We start from the raw sequence: 13,094 nt of genomic DNA, 5'->3' as shown, positions 1-13,094 counted from the left end.
CGGACGAGGATTCTTAGCATTCATTGCGTCATTGCACCGGCTTGCGGAGGCTGCCAACCGCCCCCGAGCGCCCTGAACGTAGCGACCGCCGCGCGCGCCGATTCCGTTTGGGCCTGTGCCCTGGCGTCGGAGGCCTGCAGCAAGGCTTCATCGTTGTGCAGGACGTCAATCAGGCTGGCTGTCCCTTGCCGGTAGGCAACGAAAGACGATTGCCTGGCGCTGGCCAGGGCCGTTTCACCCCCGGTCAGTATTGCTGCTTGTGTTTCACGATTGATCAGTGCGGAGAAGGCGTTTTCGACGTCTTCGGTGGCGCGTAACACCGACAGACGGTAAGCTGCGAGCGCTTCGGCCTCCTGGCCTTTCGCCTGATCGATCTGCGCGTTGATACGACCGAAATCGAAGAGCCGCCAACGCAGCCCCAATACGCCTGCCGATTGGCTGGCGCCGCTGGAGAACAGGTTGCCGCTCGTCACCGCCGTTGCGCTGCCGAGTAATGCGCTGAGCGAAAACTTCGGATAGTACTCGCTGACGGCCACCCCGATGCGCGCGCTGGACGCGGCAAGATGACGTTCGGCCACGATAATGTCGGGGCGGCGGCGCAGCAGATCGGCGGGGGTGCCCGTGGAGGTGATCTGCGGAGCCTGCGGAATGGCGCCCGGCGTAGTCAACTGAGCGCGATGAGTGCCGGGCGGGGTGCCGAGCATGACGTCCAGCGCGTTCATGGCGGCGTCGAGCCCGGTCTGGAGAACCGGCACCGTTGCCTGAACCTGCGCAAGGGATCCTTCGGTCTGGCGGACCTGGTACTCAGCGGCCAGCCCCTTGCTGTGAAGGAGTTGCACTTTGTCCAGTAGCTCTTGTTGCGTACTGACTTGCTTGTTTGCGATAGCCAACCGGGTTTGCAAGCCGCGCAGGGTGATATAGATATCGGCGGTTTGGGCCGCGACGGCAAGGCGGGTTGCGGCAACACCCGCCTCGGAGGCCTGATAATCAGCCAGTGCGGCCTCGCGACCGCGTCGCAGTCCCCCGAAAACATCAATCTCCCAGCTTGCGTTCAGATCGGTTTCATAGCTATTGCCATAGCGATTATAATCCGGGGTTGAGCTGAGCACTTGGCCAAGCGGAGTCTCGACCGACTGATAGGCGCGAGTGGCCTGTCCGCTGATATTACCCGACGGCAGCAACGCCGCTGTCGCCGCGCCAAGTCCGGCGCGGGCCTGCGCCATCCGGGCGCTTGCCTGAGCCAGATCGAGATTTTGCGCGAGTGCGCTTGAAACGAGGTCACTCAATAAGGGATCGTCAAAGCCTTCCCACCAGACCGCAAAACTGGCTGGCCGGGCGGCGTTTCTCTGTTGGACGGCGGATTGGGCCTGATAACGATCCGAGAGTGGAGCGTCCGGGCGCTGGTAATCCGGTCCAACCGCGCAACCCGCCAGTAAGACGGCGCTCACAACCAGAGCAAGAGTACGGAGGGGAAACATGGGGATTCCTTGAGTCGAAGCAGAATGGTGACTACATTACCAAATGGTCACTTGTTGTCAATCAGTGCTCATCGAGCTAAGCTAGAAAAATGACTAAACACATGAATGCACTTTCCCCGCGAGGGCCATTGGATCACAGCGTTCGCGATCAGATCGTGGAAGCCGCCACAGAGCACTTCGGGCACTTTGGGTATGAGAAAACCACCGTGTCCGACTTGGCCAAGGCGATTGGTTTTTCCAAGGCTTACATCTATAAATTTTTCGATTCCAAACAGGCAATTGGTGAGGTGATCTGCGTCAATCGGCTGGCCATGATCATGGAGATTGTCAATTCGGCGCTCGCAGATGCGCCGACGGCCTCGGAAAAATTAAGGCGTCTTTTCAAAGCGTTGACGGAAGCAGGCAGCGACCTGTTTTTTCACGATCGCAAGCTTTACGACATCGCTGCCGTCGCCGCCCGCGAACGCTGGCCTTCGGTGGTGGCGTATGAAGAACGTTTGTGCCAGGTGATCCAGCACATCCTGCTCGAGGGCAGGCAGTCGGGGGAGTTCGAGCGCAAAACGCCGCTGGATGAAGCGACACTGGCGATCTCCCTGGTGCTGCGGCCCTACATCTGCCCTGTCCAACTGCAAAATAACCTGGAGAATGCGCCGGTGGCGGCGGTACTTCTGTCGGCATTGATACTGCGCAGCATGGCGCCTTAAAATTTGTGACCATTGACATTATTGGTCACTGGTTGGAGAATGCGGTTACCGTCCTGTTCATTAATTAAGGGAACCCATGCTCCGGCTAAAATCCGCCCCCTTTGCTGTTTGCCTGTTATCTTTCGCCCTGGTGGCGTGCGGCGACGCTGCCAGCGTCGACGATCCGCGTAGCCAACCTCCTCTGGTGAGGGCGGCTACCGTGAAGAGCGCCGTCGATGCCTCCCGCGCCTTCACCGGCGTCGTCGTCGCCCGCGTTCAGAGCGATCTCGGTTTTCGGGTGCAGGGTAAAATACTTGAACGTCTGGTCGATACCGGCCAAAGCGTCAAACGCGGTCAGCCGCTGATGCGTCTGGATCCCGTCGATCTTGGCCTGCAGGCGCAAGCCCAACAGCAGGCGGTCGCCGCCGCACGGGCGCGCGCCAGACAGGCTACCGATGACGAAGCGCGTTATCGCGGTCTGGTTGCCTCAGGGGCCATCTCGGCTTCGGCTTACGATCAGATAAAGGCCGCTGCCGATACGGCCAAAGCGGAGCTCAGCGCGGCGCAGGCACAGGCCGACGTGGCGCGCAATGCGACGGGCTATGCCGTCTTGCTGGCCGACGCAGACGGCGTGGTGGTGGACACCCTGGCCGAGCCGGGGCAGGTCGTCAGTGCAGGGCAACCGGTGGTACGGTTGGCGCGGGCGGGGCAGCGAGAAGCCATCGTACATTTGCCTGAAACGTTGCGCCCGGCTATCGGGAGCGAGGCCCTGACGACGTTATACGGCAAGGATACGGCGGCGGTTCCCGCAAAATTGCGCCTGCTCTCCGATGCGGCCGATCCTCTGACGCGCACCTTTGAGGCAAGGTATGTGCTGGAGGGGGCGCTTGCGAGCGCACCGCTGGGTGCCACCGTTACCCTCGCCATCGCTGAAGGCAAGTTAACCGGGCAGGTGCTGCAGGTGCCTATCGCCGCTCTCTATGATCCGGGCAAAGGACCGGGCGTGTGGGGCATTTCCGGCCAGCCTGCCAAAGTGTCGTGGCGGCCGGTTCAGGTACTTGGCCTGGGCGACGATGCGGCCAGGGTGACCGGCGGCCTCAAGCCCGGTGAACGGGTGGTGGCTTTGGGCGCGCATTTGCTGCACGAAGGCGAAGCCGTCCGTCTTGGTAATCAGAGCGATGCCAGCGTCGCCGGGAGCCGGCCATGAGCGAAGGGCGGTTCAACCTTTCGGCGCTCGCCGTTCGCGAGCGCTCAATCACTTTGTTCCTTATCATCCTGATTACCGTGGCCGGCATTCTTTCGTTCTTCGAGCTGGGGCGTGCGGAAGATCCGCCGTTTACGGTCAAGCAGATGACGATCATTTCTGCCTGGCCGGGCGCCACCGCGCAGGAAATGCAGGATCAGGTGGCCGAGCCGCTTGAAAAGCGCATGCAGGAGCTCAAATGGTACGACCGCAGCGAGACCTACACGCGGCCCGGCCTGGCTTTTACCATGATGTCGCTGCAGGACAGCACGCCGCCTTCACAGGTGCAGGAAGAATTCTATCAGGCGCGCAAGAAACTCGGCGACGAGGCCAAGAATCTGCCGGCGGGCGTGATCGGCCCGATGGTCAACGATGAATTCTCGGACGTGACCTTTGCGCTCTTTGCATTGAAAGCCAAAGGGGAACCGCAGCGCCTGCTGGTGCGCGATGCCGAATCGTTGCGCCAGCGTTTATTGCATGTCCCAGGGGTAAAGAAGGTCAATATCGTCGGGGAGCAGGCCGAGCGTATCTTCGTCTCTTTCTCGCATGACCGGCTGGCCACGCTGGGCATCTCCCCGCAGGACATTTTCTCCGCGCTCAACAACCAGAACGTGCTTACGCCGGCCGGTTCGATTGAAACCCATGGGCCGCAGGTCTTTTTGCGCCTGGACGGTGCCTTCGACAAGCTGGAGAAGATCCGCGATACGCCGATTGTGGTTCAGGGAAGGACGTTAAAACTCTCGGACGTGGCGAAGGTCGAACGTGGCTACGAAGATCCTGCGACCTTCCTGGTGCGCAATCAGGGTGAGCCGGCGCTGTTGCTGGGCATCGTGATGCGTGAGGGCTGGAACGGCCTGGATCTGGGCAAGGCGTTGGATGCGGAGACGGCAAAAATCAATGAAGGCATGCCGTTGGGCATGACATTGACGAAAGTCACCGATCAGTCGGTGAACATCAGCTCATCCGTCGACGAGTTCATGATCAAGTTCTTCGTCGCGTTGCTCGTGGTGATGGTGGTCTGTTTCGTCAGCATGGGCTGGCGCGTGGGCGTGGTGGTTGCGGCGGCGGTACCGTTGACGCTGGCTATCGTTTTCGTGGTGATGGAGGCCACCGGCAAGAACTTTGACCGCATCACCCTCGGCTCGCTGATCCTGGCTCTCGGGCTGCTGGTGGATGATGCCATCATCGCCATCGAAATGATGGTGGTGAAAATGGAAGAGGGCTACGACCGTATCAAAGCCTCGGCCTATGCCTGGAGCCACACGGCGGCCCCGATGCTGGCCGGTACGCTGGTGACGGCCGTCGGCTTTATGCCCAACGGTTTCGCTCAGTCTACCGCCGGCGAGTACACCAGCAACATGTTCTGGATCGTGGGCATCGCCCTGATTGCTTCCTGGGTGGTGGCGGTGGTGTTTACGCCTTACCTGGGCGTGAAGATGCTGCCGAAAATCAAAACGGTTGAGGGTGGGCACACGGCCATCTACAACACCCGCAATTACAACCGCTTTCGTCGACTGCTGACGCGCGTCATCGCCCGGAAATGGGTCGTGGCGGGCACGGTCATTGCCGTGTTTACTCTGGCCATTCTCGGCATGGGACTGGTGAAAAAACAGTTCTTCCCCACCTCCGACCGCCCGGAAGTGCTGGTTGAAGTGCAGATGCCTTATGGCACTGCCATTGAACAGACCAGCGCCGTAACGGCCAAGATCGAGGCGTGGCTGAAAAAGCAGAAAGAGGCAACAATCGTCACGTCCTATATCGGGCAGGGGTCACCGCGTTTTTATCTGGCGATGGCGCCGGAGTTGCCCGACTCGTCATTCGCGAAGATTGTCATACTGACGGACAGCCCGGACGCGCGTGAGGCGCTCAAGTTTCGTCTTCGCCAGGCAGTGGCCGATGGGCTGGCACCCGAAGCGCGTGTCCGGGTCACGCAACTGGTATTTGGCCCGTACTCGCCATTCCCCGTTGCCTATCGCGTGATGGGGCCGGATCCCGAGCTATTGCGCGCGATCGCCGATCAGGTCGAGACGATCATGCAGGCCAGCCCGATGATGAGGACCGTCAACTCCGACTGGGGCCCGCCGGTGCCGACGCTGCATTTCACGCTCGATCAGGACCGCTTGCAGGCCGTGGGGTTGACCTCAACGGCGGTCGCCCAGCAACTTCAGTTCCTGCTCTCGGGTGTGCCGATCACCTCCGTGCGTGAAGATATCCGTTCGGTGCAGGTCATGGGCCGTGCCGCGGGGGATATCCGGCTTGACCCGGAAAAAATTGCCGGCTTTACGTTGGTGGGGGCTGCCGGTCAGCGCATTCCGCTGTCGCAAATAGGGGATGTCGATGTACGCATGGAAGATCCCGTTCTCCGTCGGCGCGATCGTACCCCGACCGTTACGGTGCGGGGCGACATAGCCGAAAACCTGCAACCGCCGGATGTGTCCGCGGCGATCACGAAAGCGTTGCAGCCGGTTATCGACCAACTCCCGGCCGGGTACCGCATCGAGCAGGCGGGGTCGATTGAAGAGTCGGGCAAAGCGACCGAGGCGATGGTACCGCTGTTCCCCATCATGATTGCCATGACGCTGCTGATCATCATCCTGCAGGTGCGTTCGATGTCGGCGATGGTGATGGTCTTCCTCACCGCGCCACTGGGGCTGATTGGGGTGGTGCCAACGCTGCTGCTCTTCAACCAGCCGTTTGGCATCAATGCGCTGGTGGGGTTGATCGCGCTGTCGGGCATCCTGATGCGTAATACCTTGATCCTGATAGGGCAGATCCATCACAACGTGCAGGAAGGGCTGGATCCGTTCCATGCGGTGGTCGAGGCGACGATTCAGCGAGCCCGACCGGTGTTGCTCACGGCGATGGCGGCCATTCTGGCGTTTATCCCGCTCACCCACTCGGTGTTCTGGGGCACCCTGGCTTACACCCTGATTGGCGGGACCTTTGGCGGAACTATCGTGACGCTGGTGTTCCTGCCGGCGATGTATGCCATCTGGTTCAAGATACGCCCGGACAACACGCCGCCAACCGACAAGCCGACATTGGCATAAGTCATAACGGGGAGCGCGATCCCCGCGGTGGCGCTCGCCGAATAACCTACCGACACGTTATGGCCACAAAGCCCTGACGTGTCGGTAGACGTTTACCGCAAAACGAAAGGGTCCGATGATGAAGGCTGAGGGTGTTTACGCGCCGGCCACTCCCGGCGAGGGATTACCATGAGTACAGAAAACACGCCCACTGAAATGAGGGCGGCTATCCCTTCGGCCGAAGGCCCGCAACTAACAGGTAAAATCGTCGCGTTACTGGCCGGCCTTTCTGCCATTAGCATACTGTCCACCAACATTATCCTTCCTGCGTTTCCGGATATCGGCGAGCAGCTTGGGGTGTCAGCGCGTGAGCTTGGTCTGACGCTCTCCAGCTTTTTTATCACCTTCGCGCTGGCTCAGTTGGTCGTCGGCCCGCTGGCTGACCGATACGGACGCAAGAAGCTGGTGTTGGGGGGACTCTCAATATTCATCGTGGGTACGGTGGTAGGCGGTCTCGCCGGTTCGCTGGAAACGCTGATCGTCGGGCGCATCATCCAGGCGTTGGGCGTATGCGCGGCAGCGGTTTTAGCCCGCGCCATTGCGCGTGATCTGTTTGAAGGCGAAACGCTGGCGCGCGCGTTGTCGCTGACCATGATCGCAGCGGCTGCCGCACCGGGCTTCTCGCCGTTGGTGGGGAGCGTGCTGACTACGGCGTTGGGCTGGCGAGCGATCTTCATACTGGTGGGCATTGCCGCCTTCGTTGTCGCCGTATTTTACGTCAATGTGCTGGGGGAAACGCATCCTGCTGAGCGTCGCGCACCGCACTCGATGCCGAGTGTGATATTCGCGTACGGCAGGCTGCTGGTGGAGGGGAAATTTATACTTCCGGCATTGTCGATGAGCCTGTTGATGAGCGGATTGTTTGCCTCTTTCGGTGCCGCGCCCGCCATTTTGATGAACGGGATAGGCTTGTCGTCGCTACAGGCCGGGCTGTATTTTGCCGCCACCGTGTTCGTGGTCTTTGCCGCAGGGATGGCGGCACCGCGCCTTGCGCACCGCTATGGCCCGCAAGTCATTACCTCGGGAGGTATTTTCACCGCATTATTGGGGGGAAGCCTGTTGCTGATTGGGCCGGAAACTCCAGGCTTGGCCTGGTATACCTTGTCCATGAGTCTGTATCTCTGGGGAATGGGGTTGGCCAATCCATTGGGAACGGCAATCACCATGGGGCCCTTCGGGAAACAGGCCGGCCTGGCATCCGCATTACTGGGTTTTCTTACGATGGGGGCGGCGGCAATCACAACCTGGCTCGGCTCGGTGCTGACGTTCCCCGCGGTCACAACGCTGGGGGGCATACAGGCAACGGCCTGTCTGATCGCACTGTTATTGTTTCTGCTGCGGGGAAAATTAACGGCATCGTCTTCGTAAAAACCCGTCATTTTTGGCAAGCCTGCATCGGCAAGGATCCTCAACGGTAATCCGGGTGCAGGCCCTCTCTCTGCCCCCCTGCAAGCACCTTAATGGTGCGAGTGGTTTTTTTTGGGGCAAGAGATGCCCTCTTTTGTTCATTTTTTCCTCTCGGCACAGCCCATCCCCCTAAAACCGCCGGTATCACCCTGTTTTGGTAAGTTGGCATCCTGCTTGCTAGCTTGTACATACAGGTTAGTACATATCGGGTCTGCGAATAGATGAAAGGCAGGCGACGGTTAACAACAGTCCGTAATGGGGCAGGAAACGTAATGATTTCATTTGAGAGCATCAGCAAATTTTACCCCGATGGCACGGTGGCCGTAGACAGGCTGTCGTTCAGTGCGCCGACAGGCAAAATCACCATGCTGGTCGGGCCTTCGGGCTGCGGAAAAACCACGTTACTGCGCATGATCAACCGGCTAATCGAGCCTTCTTCGGGGAGTATTTTGCTCAACGGACAACCGACGGCAGGGATGGACCTGGTCAAACTGCGCCGCAAGATTGGCTATGTGATCCAGAATGCCGGTCTGTTTCCGCATAAAACGGTGCAGGACAACATCGCCGTCACCGCGCTGCTTAACGGGGCAACGCGCACGGCGGCGCGTAAAAAGTCATTGGAACTTCTGGAGCTGGTCGGGCTGTCGCTGGCGATGGCGGAACGTTATCCGTGGCAGTTGTCCGGCGGCCAGCAGCAGCGGGTCGGTGTCGCCCGCGCACTGGCTTCCGACCCTGAATTCATGCTGATGGATGAACCTTTCAGCGCCGTCGATCCGGTGGTTCGTGAACAGTTGCAGGAGGAGTTTTTACGTTTACAGCGTGAAATCGGCAAGACGATCATCATGGTTACCCATGATATTGATGAAGCGATGAAATTAGGCGATCAGGTGGCGGTTTTTCGTCCCGGAGGGCGTCTGGCGCAAATTGCCTCGCCGGTCAAATTATTGAACGAACCTGAAGATGCTTTCGTCGCCGATTTTATCGGCCGCGATCGCGGATACCGCAAGCTTTCTTTTGACATGATCCCTGAAGATATTGCGCTGGCTAAAGAGAAAGTCATTGCGCCGGGAATGTCGGTCAGCGAAGCCCGCTTAGTGGCAGGGCATGAGTCCTGGGTGCTGGTGGTGGAAAATGATTGCCCGGTCGGCTGGTATGATGTGCAGCAAAACAAAACCACGGTAGAGGCGGAAGACATTAATCTTGGCAGCACCTTTGCGCCAAAAAATGGCACGCTGCGGCAGTTAATGGATTCTGTATTAAGTTCTCCCTGTCAGCGCGGTATTGTTGTCGATGAACAACAACGCTTCATCGGCACGGCGAATATCGAACAGGTATTTTCGCTTTCTCACTCCCGCGCCGAGAGGTAATGCCATGCGCTTTGACTGGTTGTTTCAGCAGCGGGAAAATATAGTGACGTTACTCGGCTGGCACGTTTATCTGTCCATCATTCCTGTCTTGATCGGGCTGGCATTGGCCATTCCGGTGGGCGGTTTACTTCACCGCTGCGGGAAGTTTAAGGACGGCATTCTTAATCTGTTGGGGCTGCTTTATACCATTCCCTCACTGGCCCTGTTTGTCTTGTTACCGGGGCTGCTCGGCACCAAAATTCTGGACGCCGTCAATGTCGTTGTGGCGTTGACGCTGTATGCCTTCGCGCTGTTGATTCGCACGGTTTGCGACGGGTTGGATTCTGTCCCGCAAGACACGCATCAGGCCGCCGTGGCTATGGGGTATCGGCCGCTACAGCGATTTCTGAGTGTCGAACTGCCGCTGGCGGTGCCGGTGATCGCCGCCGGCATGCGCGTGGTGGTGGTGTCGAATGTCAGTATTGTTTCCATCTCGGCGCTGGTCGGGATGCCGCAACTGGGGGCGTTATTTACCCAGGGTTTCCAACTGCATTTTCTGACGCCGATTATCGCCGGTATTTTCCTGTGCATCGTGCTGGCGCTGCTGCTGGATAATCTGGTGCTGCGCACCGGCAATAAAATCACCGCCTGGCAACCGAAAAGGAATGCGAAATGATTAACTGGTTGCTCGACCCTGGTCATTGGCTCAATGACGACGGACTGTTGATGTTGATTTTCCAGCATCTGGTTTACAGCATCGAAGCCTTGTTTGTTGCGGTGATTATCGCGTTTCCTGTGGGATGTTATGTCGGGCATACCGGCAAAGGCGCGACGTTATTAATCGGCAGCGCGAATGCCATGCGTGCGCTGCCTTCCTTCGGGTTGATCATCTTACTGGTCATTCTTTTCGGGCCGGTATTTGAATCCGATCTGGCCTTTATTGTGCCTTGCCTGATAGTGCTGATTATCCTGGCATTACCGCCGATCATGATGGGCGTTTATTCCGGTATTCGGGCAATTAATCCGGCAATTATTGACGCAGCCATTGGCATGGGGTATTCGCCGTGGAAATTACTGCTGACCGTTGAGATCCCCTGTGCGCTGGCGCTGATATTATCCGGCATCCGGAGCTCGGCATTACAAATCGTTTCGACCGCCACCATTGCGGCTTATGTTTCTCTCGGCGGGTTAGGGCGTCTTATTATTGATGGCCGTGCGCAGAACGATTATCCGCAGATGGTCGCGGGGGCTTTTATGGTAGGAATGTTGGCGTTACTGGTCGATGTATTTTTCTCTTTTTTAATTCGTTTCACGGTATCACCAGGTATACGGCAGCGTGAACGCCGCCGTAAAAAAACACTGCCTTTATCGAATAGCTGAATCATCTACTCACTCATTCCGGAGTCTGATAAAAATGAAATTGAAAAATCTGCTTGCCGTTGCCCTGTTTTCTGCCGCCGTGGTGCATGCTCCTGTGGCTCTCTCTGCTGATGCCAGTGGAACCCTTATCATCGGTTCCGCAGACTTCCCGGAAAGCCAACTGATTGCCACTATTTACGAGCAGGCGCTGGCCGCTAAAAACGTCAAAGTGGAAACCAAACTCAATATCGGCAGCCGTGAGGTTTACATGCCCGCGTTGCTCGACGGTTCCATCAACCTGATCCCTGAATACAGCGGTGCCACGCTGAGTTATCTCGACGAAAAAACACAGGCTCACTCTTCCGAAGATGTGGCCGCGGCGCTGGCCAAAGCGTTGCCGGAAAAAATCAAGATGCTGGATATTTCAGCTGCGCAGGACCGCGATGTACTGGCAGTAACGGAAAAAACCGCGAAGAAATACAACCTGAAAGACATCAGCGATCTGGCTCCGGTCGCCAAAACGCTGGTGCTGGGCGGCCCGGCAGAATGGAAAACCCGCCGTGAGGGCGTGAGAGGGTTGAGCGAAGTGTACGGATTGACCTTCAAAAACTTTAAGGTGCTTGATGTTGCCGGCCCGCTGACGCTGTCTGCGCTGACCAACAATCAGATCCAGGTGGCGGATATGACCTCAACCGATCCGGCCATTAAAACCAAAAATCTGGTGGCGCTGGAAGATTCCAAACACTTGTTCCCTGCGCAAAATATCGTGCCCTTGATTGCGAAAGACAAAGCCAGCGATGTGGTCGAAACCACGCTCAAAGCCGTCTCCGCACAGCTGACGACCAGCGATTTGATCGTGATGAACGGCAAACTGGCGAATTTCGAAAGCGTCGATGCGGTAGCGAAAGAATGGCTGACTCAACACGGTCTGAATAAATGAGGACGCAACCGGTCACCTTAGGCACGGCTGAAACCTCGATCCGCGACATCGTTGATATTGCTTACGGCGCACAGGTGTTGCTCTCACCGCCAGCGTTAGACGGCATGGAGATTGTGCACGAGAAAATCAGACAGGCGATAGCCGAAAATAAAGTGATTTATGGGTTGACCACCGGCGTGGGCGATCTGGTCACGCAGCGGTTATCGCCGGAACAAATCTCTGATGTGCAACTGAATATGCTGAAAAGTCATGCGTGCGGGGTGGGGCCAGAACTGGCACAGCATGAAGTGCGCGCGATGATGGCGGTGATGATTAAATCCCTGTTACAGGGTTTCAGCGGCGTCAGCCCGGCATTGGTGCTGACCATGGCGGATATGCTCAATAAGGGCGTGATCCCGTGGTCGCCCGGTAAGGGGTCGGTCGGGTATCTGATTGCCACGGCGCACATCGGACTGTCGGTGTTTGGTTATGGAAAATCGTACTATCAGGGCGAGCTGTTGCCTGCCCGCGAAGCGCTGAAGCGGGCGGGCATTGCCCTGCGTATTCCCGGCCCGCGCGAAGGCCATGCGCTGGTCAGCGGCACCTACGAAATTACGGCGCTCGGGTGTCTGGCAGCGGAAGCTTTCCGGGAACTCATCCCGGTGGCGGACGCCGCCGGAGGCATGAGCCTGGAGGTGCTCAAAGGGAATATCCGTGGTTATGACGCCCGCTTGCATGCCCTGAGGCCGCATGACGGGCAGCAGGAAACCGCGCGGATTTTACGCTGCCTGCTGCGTGACAGCGAGATCCTGGACAGATACCGCGATTTCCGCGTTCAGGATGCCTTGAGCCTGCGCTGTATCCCGCAAATGCATGGCGCGGTGCGTGATGTGCTGAGTTATTGCCAGAAAACCCTGACCACCGAGGTCAATTCTGTCACTGACAATCCGGTGTTTATGGTTGAAGACGGGGAACTGAATGTGCTGCCGGGCGGCAACGGGCATGGCGCCCCGGTTGCGTTGTGTCTCGATGCGCTGGCGATCGCCATTGCCCAGCTCAGTACCGGTTCGCAGGCGCGTTCCGATCGGCTGACCAACAGTCATCTCAGCGGCTTACCGGCCTTTTTAGTGGCGGACGGTGGGGCGCATTCAGGAATGATGATCCCGCCTTACGCTGCGGCCGCGCTGGCAGGGGAAAACCGAGCCTTGGCGGCACCGGCCAGCGTGCATACCGTGTCCACCTGCGCGGGACAGGAGGATCACATTTCTATGGGCGTCACGGCGGCGCGTAATGCCATCGATGCCGTCGAAAATGCCATCGATATCGTGGCGATAGAAATATTGTGCGCCACGCAGGCGGTGGAGTTTTACCGGCCGTTGCGGGCGTCCACGGGCACCGAAAGGGTGCTTTCGTTGGTGCGTCAGCGGGTGGCGTTCAGACAAAGCGATGAAGAAATGTATCCGGATATGCTGGCCATCCGGCTGTTGGTCAAACACGGGGATATTTACCGGGCGCTTGAACCGCTTATCTTTCCCGAACCCGCTCACGGAGGTTCGGCATGAGTACGCCA

Annotated in this window: 10 protein-coding genes; 9 read left to right on the top strand and 1 reads right to left on the bottom strand. The window is 58.3% G+C overall.

Features of this window, described 5'->3' with window-relative positions; genetic code table 11:
- Window positions 1-20: 20 nt before the first annotated feature.
- Window positions 21-1,478 carry an efflux transporter outer membrane subunit gene (locus SERAS12_RS16645; RefSeq protein ID WP_013813748.1) on the bottom strand — a complete coding sequence of 486 codons (1,458 nt, stop codon included), beginning with the start codon at window positions 1,476-1,478 and terminating at the stop codon, window positions 21-23.
- A gap of 89 nt (window positions 1,479-1,567) precedes the next feature.
- Here SERAS12_RS16645 and SERAS12_RS16640 point away from each other — a divergent pair, with 89 nt between their 5' ends.
- From SERAS12_RS16640 to hutH, 9 genes are all read left to right on the top strand, one after another.
- Window positions 1,568-2,182: a TetR/AcrR family transcriptional regulator gene (locus tag SERAS12_RS16640; RefSeq protein ID WP_004946948.1), complete on the top strand. Its 615-nt coding sequence runs from the start codon at window positions 1,568-1,570 to the stop codon at window positions 2,180-2,182.
- A gap of 76 nt (window positions 2,183-2,258) precedes the next feature.
- A complete protein-coding gene (locus SERAS12_RS16635) occupies window positions 2,259-3,368 on the top strand; it encodes an efflux RND transporter periplasmic adaptor subunit (RefSeq protein ID WP_013813747.1) in 1,110 nt (369 codons plus the stop codon).
- Window positions 3,365-6,454 (top strand): efflux RND transporter permease subunit, encoded by a 3,090-nt coding sequence (locus tag SERAS12_RS16630; RefSeq protein WP_013813746.1) that lies wholly within the window; start codon window positions 3,365-3,367, stop codon window positions 6,452-6,454. Before SERAS12_RS16635 ends, SERAS12_RS16630 begins: the two co-directional genes overlap by 4 nt.
- Before the next feature lie 168 nt (window positions 6,455-6,622).
- Complete coding sequence (locus SERAS12_RS16625) at window positions 6,623-7,861, top strand: multidrug effflux MFS transporter (RefSeq protein ID WP_013813745.1); 1,239 nt, start codon at window positions 6,623-6,625, stop codon at window positions 7,859-7,861.
- A gap of 311 nt (window positions 7,862-8,172) precedes the next feature.
- A complete protein-coding gene (locus SERAS12_RS16620) occupies window positions 8,173-9,267 on the top strand; it encodes an ABC transporter ATP-binding protein (RefSeq protein ID WP_013813744.1) in 1,095 nt (364 codons plus the stop codon).
- A 4-nt stretch (window positions 9,268-9,271) separates the two neighbouring features.
- Entirely contained in the window at window positions 9,272-9,922 is a 651-nt protein-coding gene (locus SERAS12_RS16615) for an ABC transporter permease (protein WP_013813743.1), read from the top strand.
- Entirely contained in the window at window positions 9,919-10,626 is a 708-nt protein-coding gene (locus tag SERAS12_RS16610) for an ABC transporter permease (protein WP_013813742.1), read from the top strand. The genes SERAS12_RS16615 and SERAS12_RS16610 overlap by 4 nt, the downstream gene beginning before the upstream one ends.
- A gap of 34 nt (window positions 10,627-10,660) precedes the next feature.
- Complete coding sequence (locus SERAS12_RS16605; RefSeq protein ID WP_013813741.1) at window positions 10,661-11,545, top strand: ABC transporter substrate-binding protein; 885 nt, start codon at window positions 10,661-10,663, stop codon at window positions 11,543-11,545.
- Entirely contained in the window at window positions 11,542-13,086 is a 1,545-nt protein-coding gene (hutH, locus tag SERAS12_RS16600) for a histidine ammonia-lyase (protein WP_013813740.1), read from the top strand. Before SERAS12_RS16605 ends, hutH begins: the two co-directional genes overlap by 4 nt.
- The last annotated feature ends 8 nt before the right edge of the window (window positions 13,087-13,094 follow it).

Origin of the sequence: Serratia sp. AS12, from assembly GCF_000214195.1 — a bacterium.
Taxonomy (GTDB): Bacteria; Pseudomonadota; Gammaproteobacteria; order Enterobacterales; family Enterobacteriaceae; genus Serratia; species Serratia plymuthica.
This window is presented reverse-complemented; position numbering and strand designations above follow the sequence as displayed.